Raw genomic sequence first — 19387 nt, forward strand, 5'->3', positions numbered from 1 at the left:
TTGACCGAGCGCTTGGTCGAAAGTTGGTGGTATGTCCTATCTCGTCGGCCAGTGGGGCACGGGAAACGCCGGCAGGCTGGCGCTTTCCGCCCTCATCGAGCATCCGGATCTCGAACTCGCGGGCGTCGTCACCGGCGACCCGAAGCACGTCGGGGCGGACGCCGCCGAGCTGGCCGGAAACGGCCGCCCCACCGGGGTTCTCGCGACCGACGACCCGGCGGCCCTCCTGGCGCTGCGCCCGCACGTCATCTGCCACACGGCGTCCTCCGCCCGCGACGTGGCCGGGGAGATGTGCCGCATCCTGGAAGCGGGCATCGGCGTGGTCTCCGGCGTCCTGCCGGAGCTGGTCCACCCGCCGTCCGCCGACCGGGCGCTCGTCCGCCGGCTCCGCTCGGCGTGCGCGACCGGCGGCGCCGCCTGCCTCACCATCGGGCCCGGCCTGGTGAACGACGTGCTCCCCCTGGTGCTCAGCGGCGCCTGCCTGCGCATCCACGGCGTCACCATCACCGGGTTCACCTGCCGGGACGACCCCGCGACCGTCACCCGGCACGGCTTCGGCAACCCCATCGGCCGCCGTCCGCCGATCGTGCGGCCGGGCACACCGCGGCGGAAATGGGGGCCGGTCGTCCGCCTGCTCGCCGAGCACCTGGCGGTCCCGCTGGACGACGTGTGCGAGACCTATGAACTCTGCGCCGCCCCCGAGGACATCGGCCCGATCGCCGAGGGGACCCTGGCCGGGCTGCGGTTCCGGGTGGCCGGCATGCTGCGCGGCCGTCCAGTGATCACGATCGACCGCATCGCGCGATTGCGCGCGGACATCGCCCCGCACTGGCCTGCGCCGCCCGCGGGCGGCGGCGGCCACCGCGTCGAGATCGACGGCGAGCCGCCCTGGCGGGTGGACATCGCCGACCCGGCTCCCGGAGCGGAGCGGAGGGGGGAGGCCGGGGCTGCCGGGGCGTCCGCGCTGAGGATGGGCGGGGCCGTCCGGGCCGTGGCCGAGGCGTCGCCCGGCCTGCACACTCCGCTGACCCTGCCGCCGATCACCGGGCGGCGTCTGCTCCGTCCAGCCAGGTGCTGATCAGCGCGCCGGTCTCCTCCGGCCGGTCGACGTAGAGCATGTGCCCGGCCTCGATCTCGGTGATGTCGAGGCACGGCCCGAGCGCCTCCCGGAGGTCCACCACGAGCTCGGGCCGGACGAGGTCGGCCTCCGTCGCGATGACCAGGTGGGTGGGCATGCCCGCGGGCGGGGCCATGTGCGGGCGGGCCATCTCCGAGTAGGCCGTCACCACCGCGGCGGGCTCGAACCGCCACCGGAGCCGCCCGTCCGGGCCGTGCTCCAGATGCTCGGCGACCTCCTCGTCCACGGCCTCGCCCGGCGCCTGCGACCAGTGCGCCGCCCGGTAGGCGCGCGCCTCCGCCACGTCGCCGAACGACGCCGGCGCCAGGTACCCGCGCGCCTCGCCGGCGGCCTTGGCCGGGTCGAGCCCGATCGCCGGGTCCAGCAGCAGCAGCCGCCGTACCCGCCGCGGCGCCGTCCGCGCCAGATGCAGCGCGATCATCCCGCCGTAGGAGTGCCCGACGAGGTCGGCCCGCTCGACGCCCTCGGCGTCCATCATGGCCAGGACGTCGCCCACATGGCGTTCGACCGTCCACGGCGGCTCGTGCGTCGACCGGCCGTGCCCGCGCAGGTCGGGGGCGAGGACGGAGCGGTCCGCCAGGAACCGCTCGGCGGTCCGCCTCCAGCGCGCGCCGTGGCCGGTGACGCCGTGGAGCAGGACGACCGGCGCCCCGGCCGGTTCCCCATATCGATGAACGTGCAATACCGCGTCCGCCATGACGTAAAGCGTAAGCGCGGGAGGGCCCGCAGCGGACGGCCTTCACCGGTCACGGATCAAGGGCGCTCCCAGCGGACGGACGACAGGGCCAGCAGCGCCACGTGGAAGGAGACGCACGACTCCACGTCGTCGAGGTCGGCGTCCAGGACGCGCTCTATGCGGCGCAGGCGCTCGTAGAAGGCGGGGCGGGAGAGGTGGGCCCGCTGGGCGGCGACGGCCTTGTTCCGGCCGGATTCGAGGTAGAGCTCCAGGATGCGGGTGAGGTCGCTGCCGCGCTCGGCGTCGTACTCCAGGAGCGGGCCGAGCTCGCGCTCGACGAAGGTCTGCACCCGGGCGTCGTCGCGGAGCAGGTGGAGGAGGCCGCGGAGCCGCAGGTCGGGGAGGCGGTAGAAGAGGCGGGCGCCGGACCCGCGGGCGGCGACGTCGGCGACCTGCTCGGCCTCCAGGAACGAGCGGCGGACATCGCTGATCGTCTCCACGACCGAACCGGCGGCCATCACGGTGTCGCCGGACTGCTTGCGGATGCGGGTGGCGACCTCGGTGAGGGCCGTCTCCGCGTCGGCGCGGGCGGGCAGGGAGGCGAGGACGCCGACGCGGGCGTGCGGGCCGCCCTCGTCCAGGACCCCGACGAGGGCGGCGAGGCGGGCGTCCTTGCAGGCGGCCGCGGCCGTCTCGGCGAGCTGGGACAGCTCTCCCACGGGCGGGGCGGAGGCGGCGGGCCCGCGGTGCCGGAGCACGGCGCCGAGCAGCCGCCGGCCGGACAGCGGGACGCCGAGCGCGCGGGCGCGGGCGGCGGCCTCCTGCGGGTCGGAGTAGGCGTGCGCGAGGATGCGGGCGATGATCGTCCCGTGCGCCTGCCGCTCGACGCTCTCGGCGTGCCGGTCGAGCAGCCGGCCGAGGGCGAGGGTGGTGGCGGCCCGCTCGATCAGCACGGTCTCCCGCGGGGACGGCGGCGAGCCGAGGTCGACGATCAGCCGGCCCCAGTCCTCCCCGCGCGCGCCCACCATGGTGACCAGCCAGCCGGACGCCTCGTCGTAGCCGGTGCGGCGCCCGGGCCGGACGGCGCGGGACCGGGTCTCCCAGGCCGACAGCAGCTCCGCCGGGTCGTCGCCGCCGGCGTCCGCGGCGAGCACCTGGTGGGCGAGGTTCTCCAGCACGACCGGGTGCCCGCCCAGCGCCGCGACCTGCCGGACGACCTCGTCGGTGGAGGCGCCCTCGACCGACAGCTGGGTGAAGATCTCGTGGAGCTGCTCGGAGGCGCGCAGCTCGGCGAACTGCTCCTGGACGATCCGCGCGTGCACGGACTCGGTGATGTCGACGAACGCGGGCTCGTGCGCCAGCACGATGACCGGGAGGCCGTACTCCTCGGCGGCGGCGATCAGCGGGGGCGGCAGGACGCTGGCGTAGCGCCGGCCCAGCTCGATCATCAGGCCGCTCACGCCGACCTCGGCGAGGTCGGCGATGTAGGCGCGCAGCCGCTCGGGCTCGTCGGGCAGCGCGATCCCGGTGGTGAGGACGAGTTCGCCGCCGTGCAGCAGGTGGGCGATGTCGGTGACCTCGGCGACGTGCACCCAGCGGACCCGGTTGCCGATCCGGTCCGCGCCCGCGACGACGTGCGGCTGGCCGCGGCGTACCGCGTCGAGCTGGAGGACGTCGTCGACAGTGGGCAGCATCACCCGCGAGGATATCCGGACAGGGTGTCAACGGCGACGATCCTGTCGTTACAGGATGTCAGCCGCAGCCAGACCGTTAACGAGAAGTGGCCGCCCGTGACACTCTGCGGGTGGCCGCCGCCGCCCGCTCGGCCGAGACTTGTCCCATGTCGGAACACGCGAACCTGCTCCGGCGCCACCGGGCGGTCATGCCGTCCTGGATGGCGCTCAACTACCGGGACCCCATCGAGATCGTCGGCGGCAAGGGCAACCGCGTGACCGACGCCGAGGGGCACGGCTATCTCGACTTCTTCACCGGCATCCTCACGAACATGCTCGGGTACGACGTCCCCGAGGTGCGGGGCGCGGTGGAGCGGCAGCTGGCGACCGGCGTCGTGCACACTTCCACCGCGTACCTGCTGCGCGGGCAGGTGGAGCTGGCCGAGAAGATCGCCCGGCTGTCGGGCATCCCGGACGCGAAGGTGTTCTTCGCCAACTCCGGCACCGAGGCGAACGAGACGGCGCTGCTGCTGGCCGCCCACGCGCGGCGCAGCGACCAGGTGCTCGCGATGCGGCAGAGCTATCACGGCCGGTCGTTCGCCGCGACCGGCGTGACCGGCAACCGCGCCTGGACGAACCTGTCGTTCTCGCCGCTGGACGTCCACTTCCTGCACGGCGCGGACCGCCACCTCCCGCAGTTCGCCGGCATGCCGGACGAGCAGTACATCGACGTGTGCGTGCAGGACCTCAGGCACGTGCTCGCCACCGCGACCGGGGGGGACGTCGCCGCGCTGATCGCCGAGCCGATCCAGGGCGTCGGCGGCTTCACCATGCCGCCGGACGGGCTGTTCGCCGCGTACAAGAGCGTGCTGGACGAGTTCGGGATCCTGTTCATCTCCGACGAGGTCCAGACCGGGTGGGGGCGGACGGGCCAGAGCTTCTGGGGGATCGGCAACCATGGCGTGACCCCGGACATGATGACGTTCGCCAAGGGCCTCGGGAACGGCTTCGCCGTCGGCGGCGTCGTCGCCAGGGGCGATCTCATGGACGGCCTGCACGCGGTCGGCATCTCCACCTTCGGCGGCAATCCCGTCTCGATGGCCGCCGCGAACGCCACGCTCGACCACGTCCTCGACCACGACCTGCAGGCGAACGCGGCGAGGCAGGGCGCGACGCTGATCGGCGGGCTGTCGGCGGCGGCCGGCCGGTTCCCGGTCGTCGCGGACGTCCGCGGCAAGGGACTGATGTTCGCGATCGAGCTGGCCGACCCGGAGACCGGCGAGCCGAGCCCGCCGCTCGCCGCCGCGTTGATGGAGGCCGCCCGGGAGCGGGGGCTGCTGGTCGGCAAGGGCGGCCTGTACGGCAATGTGGTGCGCATGGCACCGCCGATGACCCTGACCGACGACGAGGCCGCCGAGGGCCTCGGCATTCTGATCGCGTCCCTTGAAGCAGTGAATGCGGAGGCCACCTCATGAGCAAGCACGTCACGCACTGGATCGGCGGGAAGCCGTTCGCCGGGGAGGCCGCCCGCAGGGGCGACCTCTACGAGCCCGCCTCCGGACGTCTCGCGGGGACGGTCGACTTCGCCGCGCAGGCCGAGGTCGACGCCGCCGTGGCCGCCGCGAAGGCCGCGTTCCCCGGCTGGCGGGACGCCTCGCTGTCGCAGCGCACGAAGGTGCTGTTCGCGTTCCGCGAGCTGGTCAGCGCGCACCGCGGCGAGCTGGCCCGGCTGATCTCGTCCGAACACGGCAAGGTGGTCTCGGACGCGGCGGGCGAGGTGGCCCGCGGCCTGGAGGTCGCCGAGTTCGCCTGCGGCATCCCGCACCTGCTCAAGGGCGGCTTCTCCGAGAACGTCTCCACCCGGGTGGACGCCTACTCGATCCTGCAGCCGATCGGCGTGGCCGCCGGGATCACCCCGTTCAACTTCCCGGCGATGGTGCCGATGTGGATGTTCCCGGTGGCGATCGCCTGCGGGAACACGTTCGTGCTCAAGCCGTCCGAGAAGGACCCGTCGGCGTCGGTCCGGCTCGCCGAGCTGTGGGCGGAGGCGGGGCTGCCGGACGGCGTCTTCAACGTCGTCCACGGTGACAAGGCCGCGGTGGACGGGCTGCTGCACCACCCGGACGTCAAGGCGGTCAGCTTCGTCGGATCCACCCCGATCGCGCGCTACATCTACGCGACCGCGGCGGCGAACGGGAAGCGGGTGCAGGCGCTCGGCGGCGCCAAGAACCACATGCTCGTGCTGCCGGACGCCGATCTCGACCTCGCCGCGGACGCCGCCGTCTCGGCCGGGTTCGGCTCGGCGGGGGAGCGGTGCATGGCGATCTCCGTCGTGGTCGCCGTGGACCCGGTCGGGGACGAGCTGACGGCCAAGATCCGCGAGCGCGTCGCCGGGCTCACGGTCGGGCCCGGCGACGACCCGGAGTCGGAGATGGGCCCGCTGGTCACGAAGGCGCACCGGGACAAGGTGGCCTCCTACCTGGACGGCGCCGTCGCGCAGGGCGCCACGCTGGCCGTCGACGGGCGCGACCCGGACGTCCTCGGCGGCGCGGGCGACGGGTTCTGGCTGGGCCCGGCGGTCCTCGACCACGTCACCCCGGACATGGACGCCTACAAGGACGAGATCTTCGGCCCGGTGCTTTCGGTGGTGCGGACGGGCTCCTACGAGGACGCCATGGAGTTGATCTCCGCCAACCCGTACGGCAACGGCACCGCGATCTTCACCAACGACGGCGGCGCCGCGCGCCGCTTCCAGAACGAGGTGGAGGTCGGCATGGTCGGCGTGAACGTGCCGATCCCGGTGCCGATGGCCTACTACTCCTTCGGCGGATGGAAGGACTCCCTGTTCGGGGACAGCCACGCCCACGGGATGGAGGGCGTCCACTTCTACACGCGGACCAAGGCCGTCACGTCGCGCTGGCTGGACCCCTCTCACGGGGGTGTCAACCTCGGCTTCCCCGCCGGCGGCTGAGCGCACGGGAATTTCCTACCTGCGGCGATTTCCGTCGTCAATTTTCGTCCGGTGTGCGCGGATGAATAATGGCTCCACCCATTGACGAGGTCTGTGTCGGGCGACACAATCTCACTGTCTCAATTAATTGAGGCGAAATTAATGAGTCAGGGTCGGCAGTCAGAAACACGGGGTCCGCTGGCCGCGCGGCCGGCGGAGCCGGATGTGCAGGAGAGCCGCGCTATGACCGCAGGCGACCACGCCGCAGAGGTGGACGCGCTCGGAAGGCGATTCCCGGGCTGGACCATTTGGTTCGGCCTGTTCACCGGCCACTGGTGGGCACTGCCGCCCAAGGACCGCGACGTCGGCGACTTCCTTGAGGCCGACACCCCGCAGCGGCTCATCGCACGGATCGAGGTGGTCAAGCACGCCGCACCCAGGCGTTCGCCGGCCGGACGGCCGGCACCCCACGACGGCCCCGCACGGCCGTCCCGCGACACCCGGCAGGACGTGCGGCGTCCCTCGAATCTCCTCCGTCTCGAGGGCGTCACACCGTCGCCGTTCGGCCGGGTACCGGTGGTCGCGTGGCCAGGCAGCACCGCACGGTGATCCGCTGTTCCCCAACCTCGCCACGCCCGCCGGTGCCGCCGCGGCCCCGGGCAGGACGGCAGCCCGCGCCATATCCCTCTCCAGCAACCTCCGTGTATGGCGCGGACGCCAGCACCCGCCGTCCCCCGGGGCCCCGGTGGTTTCTCCGTTAACACCCCGACCGAAATGCGCAGCAAAGGATGCGGCAATGGTCATGGGGTTCTTACCTTCTGGAAACCCCCGCGGGAAACGGCCGAGTCGCGATCTTCGGTAATTCCGGCCCGGTCCGGCCGCGGTCGGCGGGAAATGCGCGGAGGACCTGCGATTTAATGCGCCGGCCCCGCCCGGGACGGACGGAATGGCGGCCGGGCGGGGCTCCGGCCGCCGCCCGGGGACGGGTGCGCGCGTCCCGGCCGCGCCGGAGACGCTACGCTGCGCCGACGGGCTCGTTCACGAGGGGGAGGGCCCCGGGCACGGATCGGGAGCGAGATGCGGCTGAAGGCCACGGGACGGGTCAAGGTGGCGGCGGCCCTGGTGGCGGCCACGGCGCTCGCCGCGGCTGGCCTCGGCGCCTGCAGCGGCGGGGAGCGGAAGCCGGCCGGCGTCGCGAAGGTCGCGAGCACCCTCGGGCCGGGCGAGGGGATGCTGAACCTCCTCACGCTGCCCGGCTCCGTGGAGAGCGGCACCACCGACCCGCGCGTGGACTGGGTGACCCCGTTCCAGGAGCGCACCGGCTGCAAGATCGGCCTCAAGGTGGTGAAGACGCCCGAGGAGATGGCCGATCTCATGTCCGACAAGGACCGCCGGTACGACGGCGTCGCCGCGCCGCCCGAGGTCGCGGGGCGGCTGCTCGAGGAGAACCAGGTCGTCCCGATCAACCCCGACCTCGTGGACGGCTACAAGAAGCTGGAGCCGAAGCTCCGCAAGCTGCTGGAACGCGACGGCAAGCACTACGGCATCCCGTACGTGTGGGGCTCCAACCTGCTCATGTACGACACCCGGGCCGTCCCGCCGCCGGCGAGCTGGGCCGCGCTGTTCGACCCCGCCCAGGCGCGCCGGTACTCCGGCAAGATCATCATGCGGGACAGCCCGCTCGCCATCGCCGAGGCCGCGCTCTACCTCAGGGGCAAGGAGCGCAAGCTCAAGATCCGCGACCCGTACTCGCTGACGCCCGCGCAGCTCGCCGCGGCGGGGCGGGTGCTGGCGAAGCAGCGTCCGTACGTCGGGGAGTACTGGGACCTGCCGGCCGACGCCGTCAGCGCGTTCGCCGGCGGGCGGGCCGTGCTCGGCGAGGCGTGGCCCTACAACGTGGACGTGCTGAACCGCGCCGCCAGGCCCGTCCAGGGCGTCGTCCCGTCCGAGGGGGCGACCGGATGGGTGGACGCGTGGATGATCGGCGCCCGCGCCCAGCACCCCAACTGCATGTACCAGTGGCTGCAGTGGACGGCCTCGCCGGACGTCCAGCAGCAGGTCTCCGAGTGGACCGGGGTGGCGCCCGCCAACCCGCAGGCGTGCTCGGGCGACCGCCTGAAATCCGGCTTCTGCGCCGCCTACCACGTCGGCGACCGCGGGTACCTCGACAAGATCATCTTTGCGCACGCGCCGTCGAAGGCGTGCGGCGGCGAGTCCGAGGAGAAGGACTGCACCGACTACGCCGCATGGACCCGGACCTGGATCCAGTCGACGAAGGCGTGACGAGGGCGTGACGAGGGCGCGGTGCCGGCCCTCAGGGGTCTCTCCGGCGCGCCCGACCGCCCCCAGCCGGGCGCGCCTGCTGGGTGGTCCCGGACTTCCCCCCGAACGCCCGGGTCACCCTTCTCCCTGGAGAGACCTCCGTGACGACGGCGGCAGGCACCGTCGTCCGCGCGGGCGGCGGCTCCCCGACCGGCCGTCCGGCGTCCGTGAACGGCTCCCGGGGGCCCCGCCGTGCGCGGGGTACCGGCGGGGCGGGTGCGCAGTCGTCGCACGCGAACACCCCGGACGAGTCCGGCAGGCGGCCGACGCGGATGCGCGGCCGGGGCCACCTCTTGCGGCAGACGACGCAGGCGTCGCCCAGGCGCTGGGCCGTGCTCAGCCCTCCCGGATCGACGACCGGCTCGCCCGTCTGGCCCATGTTTCCATCCCCCCGGCGGGAGTCGGCTTCACGTCACTCCTTTATAGGCGGGGAAGAGTGTTGTCACTGTTACCGAAGGTGAAAAGGGCGGCAAAGGCTTACGTGTCGCCCGGCGGCCCAAGATCGACTCGGCTATGCGGTTCCGGCGGACCGTCGGAACGCCTCTGGACCAGGGGCTTTGCAGACCAGGGTTATGCGATCGGCGGCCGGGACCTTTGCTGTCCTTTGGCCGTGTTGTGCGTACAAAGGAGACATGTCGGTGCGGAACGTCGGTCCTCCGCACGTCCGGCCGCACAGGCTCCGCTCCGTGCGGGCGCGCCGGCCGCCGGCGGCGGCGGTCGCGCTCGCCTCCCTGCCCGCGGCCGCGGTGGCCGTGGCGGCCGTCGTGCTGTATCTGCTCGGCGACGTGGGCCGCATGGGCGTGCTCATCGCGGTCATGGTCCTGCTCGCCGCCGCCGCCGTGGTGCTGGCCGCCTGGAGCCTGCGGTGCGCTACGGGCCGCGCGCTGCGGCCGGTGGAGCTGCTCCAGCGGGAGATGGAGGGGCTGGACGACTCCGATCTCGGGCGCCGCGTCGGCGTGCCGGTGACCGGCGGCGACATCGTGCGGCTGGCCGGCGGGGTCAACGCGCTGCTGGAGCGGCTGGAGGTCGCGGCCGTGCAGCGGCGCTCGTTCATCTCCGACGCCTCGCACGAGCTGCGCACGCCGATCACCGGCCTGCGGACCCGCATCGAGGTGGCCCTCGACGCCCCCGACGACGGCGACGTCGTCGACGTCCTGCGGCACTCCCTCGCCGACATCGAGCGGCTGCACCAGATCGTCGAGGATCTCCTCGTCCTCGCCCGCCTGGACGCCGGCGAGGTGCCGGTCCGCGAGCGCCTCGACCTCGGGGCGCTGGTGGAGACCGAGATCGGCCGCCGCGTCCCGGCCGTGCCGGTGACCGTCAAGGTGGAGCCGGGCATCCTCGTCCGGGCCAGCCGGCCCCGCCTCGGCCGCGTCCTGTTCAACCTGCTCGCCAACGCCGACCGGCACGCCGTCGCGATGATCGAGGTGCAGGTGCGGGCGGAGGCGGGCGAGGCCGTCGTCGAGGTGCACGACGACGGCCCGGGCATTCCGCCCGCGGACCGCGACCGCGTGTTCGAGCGCTTCGCGCGCCTCGACTCGGCGCGCAGCCGGGCCGAGGGCGGCAGCGGCCTCGGGCTGGCGATCGCGCGGCAGATCGCCATCGCCCACGGCGGGCGCCTGTACGTCGCCGACGGCTCGTACGGCGCGCGCCTCGTCCTGTGCCTGCCGCTCGCGGATCAGGCCTAGCGGAACGCGGCGGCGTTGTCCGCGGCCCACTGTGCGAAAGACCGGGCCGGACGCCCGAGGACCTTCTCCACGTCCGGGCTGACGCGGCGTTCGGCGGCGGTGGGCTCGCCCAGGATGTCGAGCGTCCCGTCCACGACCGGCTCGGGCATGAAGGCGGCCATCTGCGCCCGGGCCTCCTCCCGGGTCTGCTCCACGAACGTCACCGCTTCCCCCAGCGCGTCGCCGAGCACCTGGGCGCGTTCCCGAGGGGAGAGCGGGGCCGGGCCCGTGAGCTCGTAGACGCGGCCTGTGTGCCCGTCCTCCCGCAGCACCACGGCCGCGACCTCGGCGATGTCGGACGGGTGGACGAACGGCAGCGCGACGTCGGCGAAGGGCGCGGCGGCCGTCCGGTGCACGCGGACCGGCTCCGCCCAGGCGAACGCGTTGCTGTCGAAACCGCCCGGCCGCAGGATCGTCCAGTCGAGCCCGGACTCGCGGACGGCGTCCTCGAACGCCCGCAGATGCGCATGGCCGTGCGCCGCCGGGCGCGTCCCCGCACCCTGCGACGACATCAGCACGACCCGTCCCACGCCGGCGGCCTTCACGACATCGAGGACGTCGCGCGGGTTCAGCCTGCCGGGGTCGCCCAGCAGCGGCCCGGCGACGAGGAGGAAGAGCGCGTCCGCCCCCTCCAGGGAGGGGCGCAGGGTCTCCGGGTCGGCGAGGTCGGCCGCCCGGTGCAGGACACCCTCCGGCAGGTCGTCCGGGGCGGTGCGCGACACCGCGGTCACCAGCTCGCCCGCCCCGGCCAGCGCCCGCACGAGCGGCCGCCCGACGTTTCCCGTGGCGCCCATGACAACGATCATGACTTTCTCCGTCCAAGCTGCACTGACGCCGCCGGAGGCGGCGCTGTCGCGGTGCGACCCGGCGAAGCTAGCATCCTGGATATAGTAGGTACCTAGAAGAAAGTGACTATCCGTGGAGGCCCTGGTGGGCAGGACGAAGACCGAGGACGTGGCCGCCGAGCTCGCCTGCCCGATCGCGCCGGTGGTCGACATCGTCTTCAGCCGGTGGACGACCCCGATCCTCTGGACGCTGAACGAGTACGGGCGGCAGCGGTTCGTGGAGCTCCAGCGCCGCATCACCACGATAACGCCGAAGGTGCTGACGCAGCGGCTGCGGCAGATGGAGCGCGACGGCCTCGTCGTCCGGACCTACCACCCGGAGGTCCCGCCGCGAGTCGAGTACGAGATCAGCGAGCTGGGCCGCAGCCTCGCCCCGCTGTTCGCGACGCTCGCGGACTGGTCGGCCGAGAACCTGGAGAAGGTCGAGCGGGCTCGGCACGCCTACGACGCGGGCGGCGGCTGAGCGGGCCGATGCCCGACAATGGCAGGGTGATGTCTCCCTCAAGCCCCGACGCGACCGCCCGCGAGGTGGTCGTCCTCGGCTCCACCGGTTCGATCGGCACCCAGGCGCTGGACGTGATCCGCCGCAATCCCGGCCGGTTCCGGGTGACCGGGCTCGCCGCGGGCGGCGGCCGGGTCGGCCTGCTTGCCGAGCAGGCGCTGGAGTTCCGGCCCGAGGTCGTCGCGGTGGCCAAGGCGTCCGCCGCGCAGGAGCTCCAGCTCGCCTTCTATGCCGAGGCCAAACGACGCGGCTACGCCTCCGGCGACTACCCGATCCCCAAGATCGTGGCCGGTCCGGACGCGGTCGCCGAGGTCGCCGCCTGGCAGTGCGACGTGGTGCTGAACGGGGTGACCGGCGCGCTCGGCCTCGCCTCGACGCTGGCCGCGCTGGATGCGGGGCGCACGCTCGCCCTCGCCAACAAGGAGTCGCTCATCGTCGGCGGCCCCCTCGTCAAGGAACGGGCGAGGCCGGGGCAGATCGTCCCGGTCGACTCCGAGCACTCGGCGCTCGCGCAGTGCCTGCGCGGCGGGCGCGCCGAGGAGGTGCGGCGGCTCGTGCTGACGGCGAGCGGCGGCCCGTTCCGCGGGCGGAGCCGCGCCGACCTGGCCGACGTCACGCCCGAGCAGGCGATGAACCACCCGACGTGGGACATGGGGCCCGTCATCACGATCAATTCCGCCACCCTGGTCAACAAGGGGCTGGAGGTCATCGAGGCGCATCTGCTCTTCGACGTCCCGATGGAGCGGATCGAGGTCATGGTGCACCCGCAGTCGGTCATCCACTCGATGGTCGAGTTCACCGACGGCTCCACGCTGGCGCAGGCGAGCCCGCCCGACATGCGGCTGCCGATCGCGCTCGGCATCGACTGGCCCGGCCGGGTCCCCGACGCCGCCGCCAGCGTCGACTGGACGAAGGCCCACACCTGGGAGCTGTTCCCGCTCGACGACGAGGCGTTCCCGGCGGTCGCGCTGGCGCGCCGCGCCGGTGAGCTGGGCGGGACGGTCCCCGCCGTTTACAACGCCGCCAACGAGGAATGTGTGGACGCGTTCCGCGCGGGACGGCTCCCGTTCCTCGGGATAGTCGACACGGTCGCGCGGGTAGTGGAGGAGCACGGTCCGGGCACCCCCGGTGACCTGACGCTGGACGACGTCCTCGCGGCGGACGGGTGGGCGCGGTCCATGACCAGGGAACTGACCGGAACCGACTGACCCGGGGACCGCCTCGGGACGAACCCCAGAGGGGGCCCGGATGGCCTACTTCCTCGGTGCGGCGGCGTTCGTCGTGGCGCTGCTGGTGTCGGTGATGCTCCACGAGGGCGGGCACCTGCTGACCGCCAAGCGGTTCGGGATGAAGGCCACCGAGTACTTCGTGGGTTTCGGGCCGACCCTGTGGTCCACCCGCCGGGGCGAGACCGAGTACGGCGTGAAGGCGATCCCGCTGGGCGGCTTCGTCAAGATCGTCGGCTACACGCCGCTGGAGGAGATCGATCCGGCGGACCGTCCGCGCGCCTTCTACCGGCAGCCGGCCGGACGCCGCTCGGTCGTCATCGTGGCGGGCGTCGCCGCCAACTTCGCGTTCGCGTTCCTGCTGCTCATGGTGATGGCGATGACGATCGGCGTGCGCGAGCCCGGCACGGTGACCAGCACGGTCGACCAGGTCACCCCGTGCGTGCCCGCCGCGATGTCGGGCGGCTGCGGCAGGGACCGCCCGAGTTCCCCGGCCTCCCGGGCGGGGCTGCACGCCGGCGACCGCGTCGTCTCGTTCAACGGCACGCCCGTCGCCGACTGGGACGACCTCACCAGGGCGATCGACGAGGCGAAGCCGGGCGAGACGGTGACGCTGGTGGTCCACCGGCCGGGGTCGCCCCGGCCGGTGACGCTGCCGATCACGCTCGCGGGCGTGGACGGTCAGCCGTTCGTCGGCATGTCGGCGACGGTCGTCGGAGCGGGGTACGAGCGGACCGGGCCGCTGAACGCGGCGGTGTTCGCCGGACGCGGCATCGGCCGGACGGTCGCCGGCATCGGGCAGGTCGCGGCGGACCTGCCGGCCGCGATACCGAAACTGTTCTCGCCCGAACGGGAGAGCACGCCCGGCGGCCAGGTCGGCAGCGTGGTCGGCGCGACCGAGGTGTCCGGGCAGATCTTCTCCTCCGGCGGCTCCACCCGCGACAAGCTCGCCCTGTACCTGTCGCTGGTCGTCTCGGTGAACATCTTCCTCGGCGCGCTCAACGTCCTGCCCCTGCTCCCGCTGGACGGCGGGCACCTCGCGGTGGTCGGGTACGAGCGGGCGCGGGCCGGCGTCAACCGGATCAGGGGGCGGCCGGATCCGGGCACGGTCGACATGACCAGGCTCCTGCCCTTGACATACCTCGCCGTCCTGCTGCTGGTGGGGCTCGGGGTGCTGCTGATCCTCGCCGACCTGTTCAACCCGCTGCGGCTACCGGAATGACACAAAATGTTTACCTAGTGTAGTCACATGGTCACACTGTTCGGTGCCGGGTGCCGTCAACTCAGCCGCGTGAGGCGCCTAGGCTTGGTGCGGGGCCGTCAGTCAGAGGAGAGGGATGAGCGTTTCACTGGGTATTCCGAGCGTCCGCGGCGAAGGCGACGGGCAGGGGGCGCCGGATCCGATCGCGCCCCGCCGCAGGTCCCGGCAGATCATGGTCGGGAACGTTCCGGTCGGGGGCGACGCGCCGGTGTCGGTGCAGTCCATGACCACGACCCTCACCGCCGACGTGAACACCACGCTGCAGCAGATCGCGGAGCTGACCGCGTCCGGGTGCCAGATCGTCCGCGTCGCGGTGCCGTCGCAGGACGACGCCGACGCGCTGCCGGCGATCGCCCGCAAGTCGCCGATCCCGGTCATCGCCGACATCCACTTCCAGCCGAAGTACGTGTTCGCGGCGATCGACGCCGGCTGCGCGGCCGTGCGCGTGAACCCCGGCAACATCAAGAAGTTCGACGACAAGGTCGGGGAGATCGCACGCGCGGCCAAGGACGCGGGGGTGCCGATCCGGATCGGCGTGAACGCCGGCTCGCTGGACAAGCGGCTGCTGGAGAAGTACGGCAAGGCCACCCCCGACGCGCTGGTCGAGTCGGCGCTGTGGGAGTGCTCGCTGTTCGAGGAGCACGACTTCCGCGACATCAAGATCTCGGTCAAGCACAACGACCCGGTCGTGATGATCGAGGCGTACCGCAAGCTGGCGGCGGCCTGCGACTACCCGCTGCACCTCGGCGTCACCGAGGCGGGCCCGGCGTTCCAGGGCACGATCAAGTCGGCGGTGGCGTTCGGCGCTCTGCTGGCGGAGGGGGTCGGCGACACGATCCGGGTGTCGCTGTCGGCGCCGCCGGTCGAGGAGGTCAAGGTCGGCGCGGCGATCCTGGAGTCGCTGGGGCTGCGCAAGCGCGGCCTGGAGATCGTCTCCTGCCCGTCCTGCGGCCGCGCGCAGGTGGACGTCTACACGCTCGCCGAGCAGGTCACCGCCGGGCTGAAGGACTTCCCCGTCCCGCTGCGCGTCGCCGTGATGGGCTGCGTGGTGAACGGGCCCGGCGAGGCCCGCGAGGCCGACCTCGGCGTCGCGTCCGGCAACGGCAAGGGCCAGATCTTCGTCAAGGGCCAGGTCGTCAAGACCGTCCCCGAGTCGCAGATCGTCGAGACGCTGATCGAGGAGGCCATGCGCATCGCCGACGACATGGGCATCGAGATCGGCGAGGACGGTTCGGTGTCCGGGCCGGGCGCCGACGTGGTGGTCGGCTGACCCGCGCGGAGAACCGACGCCATGACCGGCCGGCGCGGCTGACCGGCTGATCGACAGGAAGGGCCCCGGGTGCGACCCCGGGGTCCTTTCGCGTGCGCATGGGGCCGTCGGCACGGACACCCGGGAGCGGAACGTCCGAGCGTGTTACGAAGTTCCGCTGATCTTGTCACGATTCCGCATCCACTCGAAATGGGCCCTGTCGGGGCAGATGCCAGAACCGCCACAATCTTCACTCATTTACCCGTATGTCTGACTCAACCTGAGTCGGCACGATAGGGGGATTTGTGAAGAGGATCGTTGTCGTGGCCGCCGCGGCCGGGCTCGGTCTCACCGGTCTGGGCGCCACAAGCGCGCAGGCCGCGAGCCCATCCGCCGGACCGGCCGGAGGCTTCAACCCCGCCGCGCTCTCGTGGCACGCCTGCCCCGCGGACTTCGTCAAGACGGTGCACGACCTCTACGACGCGCTGTACCCGGTCTCCAAGATCGTGCAGTGCGCCGAGCTGTCGGTGCCGATGGACTACGCCAAGCCGCAGGGCAAGAAGATCACCCTTCAGCTCACCCGGACGCCGCACACCGGCAAGGGTGAGGCCAAGGGCGACATCGTCGTCAACCCGGGGGGTCCGGGGGGTGGCGGCGCGCTGTTCGGCCCGCGCGTGTTCGCGCAGAACTCCGCCCCCATGCGCGACGCCTACAACGTCATCGGGTTCGACCCGCGCGGCGTCGGCATGAGCGTCCCGGCGCTCACCTGCGACCCGAACTACACCAACGCCCCGCGCCCCGACTACGGCACCGGCGACCGCAAGTCCGTCGCCACGTGGCTGAAGCTGTCCAAGGGCTACGCGGAGGCGTGCGCGAAGGCCGACGCGACGGGGCTGCTGAGCCACATCAAGACGATCGACTCCGTCAACGACGTGGAGTCGATCCGGCGGGCGCTGGGCAGCAAGAAGCTCGACTACTACGGCGCCTCCTACGGCACCTACCTCGGCTCGGCCTACGCCACCGTCTACCCGAAGACGGTCGGGAAGATGGTGCTGGACGGCAACGTCGGCCCCTCCGACGCCTGGTACGACGCCAACCTGAACCAGGACATCCAGTTCGACATCAACATCGACTACTACTTCGGCTGGATCGCCAAGTACGACTCGGTGTACCACCTGGGCACGACGCAGAAGCAGGTCCGGAGCTACTTCTACGACCTGCGGGCCAAGCTCAAGAACAAGCCGGTCTACTACACCGACCCCGACAGCGGGCAGACCATCGCCGTCGGGCCGGACGAGCTGACCGACGTGATCCTGAACGCCGGCTACCGGCGCAGCCAGGCCGTCTGGAACGGGTACGCCGCCGGCCTGTCGGCCTACAAATCGGGCGACACCGCCACGTTCGCGCAGACCTTCGGCGCGCAGACCACCGGCGGGGCCGACGACAACGGGTACGCCGTCTACCTCGGTGTGCAGTGCACGGACGTCCAGTGGCCGCTGAGCTGGAAGAAGTGGCAGCGGGACAACGAGCGGATCAACAGCAGGCACCCGTTCGAGACGTGGGGCAACGCCTGGTACAACGCCCCGTGCCTGTTCTGGCCCGCCAAGGCCGGCAAGCCGGTGAACATCGGCCACACCCGCGACCTGCCGCGCAACATCCTGATGTTCCAGTCGACCGCGGACGCGGCCACCCCGTACGCGGGCGCGCTGGACATGCACCGCCGGCTCAAGGGCTCGCGGCTGGTCGTCCAGGACGGGGACCGCACGCACTGCATCGTGCATCGCGGCTCCGCCCAGGTGGACGCCTACTTCGACGCCTACTTCCTGCGGGGAGAGCGTCCGGAGCAGAGCACCGTGCACGTCCCGCAGCTCGGTGACCCGACCCCGCCGTCGTCCGCGTCCGCCAGGACGCTGAGCGGCGCGGGCTCCCTGCAGGCCGCGCGCCTGAAGGACGACGTCATCCGCTGACGCGAGGGGCTCCGCCCGGCGCACCGCCGGGCGGAGCCTCACGCGGGCCCCTGGAGCGAACTCCGGGGCCGCCGATCTGAGGGAGTCACGTGAAAAGGATCGTTCTCGTCGCGACCGCGGCGGTCGTGACGGCGGGCGGCGCGGGCGTCGCCGTCTCCGCGAGCGCCGACACCGGGACGGCCGGTGCCGCGCCGGTCGCGGCCACCGGCATCGACTGGGGCAAGTGCGAGGTCAGCGGCCCCGATGACCCGATGAACAAGGCCCAGTGCGCCCAGGTCGAGGTCCCCCTCGACTACGGCAGGCCCAACGGGCGCAAGATCTCCATCGCGGTGTCGCGCTTCAAGCACACCGACGACAAGAACTACCAGGGCGTGCTGCTCGTGAACCCGGGCGGCCCCGGCGGCACCGGCATCGAGTACGCGCCCGCCCTGGCGCGCTGGATGGGCGGCGTCGGGCACGCCGACGTCGCGGCCAAGTACGACATCATCGGGTTCGATCCGCGCGGCGTGGGCTCCAGCAAGCCCGCGCTGACGTGCGACCCGCACTTCTCCGACCCGATCCGCCCGGACTACGTCCCGTCCTCCGCGAAGGAGGAGAAGGCGTGGATCGCCAAGTCGCGCAAGTACGCGCAGGACTGCGCGAAGAAGTTCGGCTGGCTGCTGCCGCACATGCGCACCACCGACGCCGCGCGCGACGTCGACGTGATCCGGGCCGCGCTCGGCCAGCAGAAGATCAGCTGGTACGGCTTCTCCTACGGCACCTACTTCGGCGCCACCTACGCCACGCTCTTCCCCAAGCGCGTGAAGCACATGGTGCTGGACGGCAACGTCAACCCTAAGACGGTCTGGTACGACGCCCAGCTCGAACAGGACAAGGCGTTCGAGCGGAACATGAAGTCCTGGTGGGCGTGGATCGCCAAGTACGACTCGCTCTACCACCTCGGCAAGAGCGAGAAGGCCGTCGAGGCCAAGTACTACGCGGTCCGCACCGCGGCGAAGAAGTCCCCGATCGGCGGCAAGATCGGCCCGGACGAGCTGGACGACATCGTCCTGTCCGCCGGTTACAACACCGGCTTCTACATCCCGTTCGCCCAGGCGCTCTCGGCGTGGGCCAACGACAAGGACGCCTCCGGGCTCCTCGACTGGCTCAACCCCGGCGGCGACGACAACGGCTTCGCCGTCTACAACGCCGTCCAGGCCGCCGACGCCAAGTGGCCGCGCAACTGGAGCAAGTGGCACCGCGACGCCGTGAAGCTCTACAGGCAGGGCTACCGGTTCAACACCTGGAGCAACGTCTGGTTCAACGCCCCGATCGCCTTCTGGCCGTTCCAGGGCGGGCCGGCGCTCAAGCTGAAGGGCGGCGAGAGCCTGCCCGGCATGCTGCTCGTCCAGTCCACCCAGGACGCGGCGACGCCGGTCGCGGGCGGCCTTGAGATGCACAAGGTCTTCCCGTCCTCGCGCCTGGTGTTCGAGGTCGGCGGCAAGACCCACGCCAACACGCTCAACGGCAACGCGTGCCTGGACGACAAGGTCGCGGCGTACCTCGACACCGGTGCGCTGCCGGCGAGCCACCGCGGCCCGGACGCCTACTGCAAGGCCGTCCCGGCGCTGAACGACCCGGACCCGACCGCCATGACCGCGAAGGCCGCACGGCCCACCGCGGGCAAGGACCTTCCGGTCGGACGCCCGTAGTACGCGGGTAGGCACACCGTCCCGTGGCGTGCCCGTCCGGTCCTTTCGCGGGGCCGGGCGGGCGCGCCACGGTTCGTTTTTCCGGCAGTGGTCCGGTTTCCGGCCGGAATCGCGCGATCCGGGGTGCACGCCGATCAGGCCGTCCCGCCGGTAGAAAGCG

Annotated in this window: 15 protein-coding genes; 12 read left to right on the top strand and 3 right to left on the bottom strand. The window is 72.2% G+C overall.

Annotated features, from left to right (window positions below; genetic code table 11):
- Nucleotides 1-31 precede the first annotated feature (31 nt).
- On the top strand, nt 32-1078 hold the full coding sequence (locus tag ACQPZP_RS13250) for an NAD(P)H-dependent amine dehydrogenase family protein (RefSeq protein WP_433477913.1): 1047 nt from the start codon (nt 32-34) through the stop codon (nt 1076-1078).
- Here the strand turns inward: ACQPZP_RS13250 and ACQPZP_RS13255 are convergent.
- Both ACQPZP_RS13255 and ACQPZP_RS13260 read right to left on the bottom strand, forming a co-directional pair.
- The gene (locus ACQPZP_RS13255) at nt 1041-1835 is read right to left on the bottom strand and encodes an alpha/beta fold hydrolase (RefSeq protein ID WP_433477914.1); all 795 of its coding nucleotides are present in this window, start codon (nt 1833-1835) and stop codon (nt 1041-1043) included. The genes ACQPZP_RS13250 and ACQPZP_RS13255 overlap by 38 nt on opposite strands.
- Before the next feature lie 56 nt (nt 1836-1891).
- Nucleotides 1892-3508 carry a PucR family transcriptional regulator gene (locus ACQPZP_RS13260; protein ID WP_433468061.1) on the bottom strand — a complete coding sequence of 539 codons (1617 nt, stop codon included), beginning with the start codon at nt 3506-3508 and terminating at the stop codon, nt 1892-1894.
- Between the two features lie 146 nt (nt 3509-3654).
- Here ACQPZP_RS13260 and ACQPZP_RS13265 point away from each other — a divergent pair, with 146 nt between their 5' ends.
- The 5 genes from ACQPZP_RS13265 (at nt 3655) to ACQPZP_RS13285 (ending at nt 10447) form a co-directional block, all read left to right on the top strand.
- Complete coding sequence (locus ACQPZP_RS13265) at nt 3655-4962, top strand: aspartate aminotransferase family protein (protein WP_433477915.1); 1308 nt, start codon at nt 3655-3657, stop codon at nt 4960-4962.
- The gene (locus ACQPZP_RS13270; RefSeq protein WP_433477916.1) at nt 4959-6458 is read left to right on the top strand and encodes a CoA-acylating methylmalonate-semialdehyde dehydrogenase; all 1500 of its coding nucleotides are present in this window, start codon (nt 4959-4961) and stop codon (nt 6456-6458) included. The genes ACQPZP_RS13265 and ACQPZP_RS13270 overlap by 4 nt, the downstream gene beginning before the upstream one ends.
- Before the next feature lie 222 nt (nt 6459-6680).
- Nucleotides 6681-7046 (top strand): hypothetical protein, encoded by a 366-nt coding sequence (locus ACQPZP_RS13275; protein ID WP_433477917.1) that lies wholly within the window; start codon nt 6681-6683, stop codon nt 7044-7046.
- 468 nt (nt 7047-7514) lie between these two features.
- A complete protein-coding gene (locus ACQPZP_RS13280; protein WP_433477918.1) occupies nt 7515-8720 on the top strand; it encodes an ABC transporter substrate-binding protein in 1206 nt (401 codons plus the stop codon).
- Between the two features lie 671 nt (nt 8721-9391).
- Nucleotides 9392-10447 carry a sensor histidine kinase gene (locus ACQPZP_RS13285; protein ID WP_433477919.1) on the top strand — a complete coding sequence of 352 codons (1056 nt, stop codon included), beginning with the start codon at nt 9392-9394 and terminating at the stop codon, nt 10445-10447.
- On the opposite strand, the gene ACQPZP_RS13290 is transcribed toward ACQPZP_RS13285, so the two are convergent.
- Nucleotides 10444-11292 carry an NAD(P)H-binding protein gene (locus ACQPZP_RS13290; RefSeq protein WP_433477920.1) on the bottom strand — a complete coding sequence of 283 codons (849 nt, stop codon included), beginning with the start codon at nt 11290-11292 and terminating at the stop codon, nt 10444-10446. The genes ACQPZP_RS13285 and ACQPZP_RS13290 overlap by 4 nt on opposite strands.
- Nucleotides 11293-11416: 124 nt before the next feature.
- Between ACQPZP_RS13290 and ACQPZP_RS13295 the strand changes: the two genes are divergently transcribed.
- The 6 genes from ACQPZP_RS13295 to ACQPZP_RS13320 all read left to right on the top strand — a co-directional run bounded on the left by ACQPZP_RS13295 (nt 11417) and on the right by ACQPZP_RS13320 (nt 19227).
- Nucleotides 11417-11794 (top strand): winged helix-turn-helix transcriptional regulator, encoded by a 378-nt coding sequence (locus ACQPZP_RS13295; RefSeq protein ID WP_433477921.1) that lies wholly within the window; start codon nt 11417-11419, stop codon nt 11792-11794.
- Between the two features lie 29 nt (nt 11795-11823).
- Nucleotides 11824-13041, top strand: a complete 1218-nt coding sequence (gene dxr, locus ACQPZP_RS13300; protein ID WP_433479600.1) for a 1-deoxy-D-xylulose-5-phosphate reductoisomerase — start codon at nt 11824-11826, stop codon at nt 13039-13041.
- 40 nt (nt 13042-13081) lie between these two features.
- Nucleotides 13082-14281 carry a M50 family metallopeptidase gene (locus ACQPZP_RS13305; RefSeq protein WP_433477922.1) on the top strand — a complete coding sequence of 400 codons (1200 nt, stop codon included), beginning with the start codon at nt 13082-13084 and terminating at the stop codon, nt 14279-14281.
- 115 nt (nt 14282-14396) lie between these two features.
- Nucleotides 14397-15590 carry a flavodoxin-dependent (E)-4-hydroxy-3-methylbut-2-enyl-diphosphate synthase gene (ispG, locus tag ACQPZP_RS13310; RefSeq protein ID WP_433477923.1) on the top strand — a complete coding sequence of 398 codons (1194 nt, stop codon included), beginning with the start codon at nt 14397-14399 and terminating at the stop codon, nt 15588-15590.
- A 284-nt stretch (nt 15591-15874) separates the two neighbouring features.
- Nucleotides 15875-17536 (top strand): alpha/beta hydrolase, encoded by a 1662-nt coding sequence (locus ACQPZP_RS13315; RefSeq protein WP_433477924.1) that lies wholly within the window; start codon nt 15875-15877, stop codon nt 17534-17536.
- An 89-nt stretch (nt 17537-17625) separates the two neighbouring features.
- Nucleotides 17626-19227, top strand: coding sequence for an alpha/beta hydrolase (locus ACQPZP_RS13320; protein WP_433477925.1), 1602 nt, complete (start codon nt 17626-17628; stop codon nt 19225-19227).
- Nucleotides 19228-19387: the final 160 nt, after the last annotated feature.

The sequence above is a fragment of the Spirillospora sp. CA-142024 genome, assembly GCF_050942325.1.
Taxonomy (GTDB): domain Bacteria; phylum Actinomycetota; class Actinomycetes; order Streptosporangiales; family Streptosporangiaceae; genus Spirillospora.

Coding starts and splice junctions, on each gene's coding strand:
- ACQPZP_RS13265 (WP_433477915.1), top strand. CDS start 3,655: ATGTCGGAACACGCGAACCTGCTCCGGCGCCACCGGGCGGTCATGCCG.
- ACQPZP_RS13270 (WP_433477916.1), top strand. CDS start 4,959: ATGAGCAAGCACGTCACGCACTGGATCGGCGGGAAGCCGTTCGCCGGG.
- dxr (WP_433479600.1), top strand. CDS start 11,824: ATGTCTCCCTCAAGCCCCGACGCGACCGCCCGCGAGGTGGTCGTCCTC.
- ACQPZP_RS13290 (WP_433477920.1), bottom strand. CDS start 11,292: ATGATCGTTGTCATGGGCGCCACGGGAAACGTCGGGCGGCCGCTCGTG.
- ispG (WP_433477923.1), top strand. CDS start 14,397: ATGAGCGTTTCACTGGGTATTCCGAGCGTCCGCGGCGAAGGCGACGGG.
- ACQPZP_RS13285 (WP_433477919.1), top strand. CDS start 9,392: ATGTCGGTGCGGAACGTCGGTCCTCCGCACGTCCGGCCGCACAGGCTC.
- ACQPZP_RS13250 (WP_433477913.1), top strand. CDS start 32: ATGTCCTATCTCGTCGGCCAGTGGGGCACGGGAAACGCCGGCAGGCTG.
- ACQPZP_RS13255 (WP_433477914.1), bottom strand. CDS start 1,835: ATGGCGGACGCGGTATTGCACGTTCATCGATATGGGGAACCGGCCGGG.
- ACQPZP_RS13275 (WP_433477917.1), top strand. CDS start 6,681: ATGACCGCAGGCGACCACGCCGCAGAGGTGGACGCGCTCGGAAGGCGA.
- ACQPZP_RS13280 (WP_433477918.1), top strand. CDS start 7,515: ATGCGGCTGAAGGCCACGGGACGGGTCAAGGTGGCGGCGGCCCTGGTG.
- ACQPZP_RS13260 (WP_433468061.1), bottom strand. CDS start 3,508: ATGCTGCCCACTGTCGACGACGTCCTCCAGCTCGACGCGGTACGCCGC.
- ACQPZP_RS13305 (WP_433477922.1), top strand. CDS start 13,082: ATGGCCTACTTCCTCGGTGCGGCGGCGTTCGTCGTGGCGCTGCTGGTG.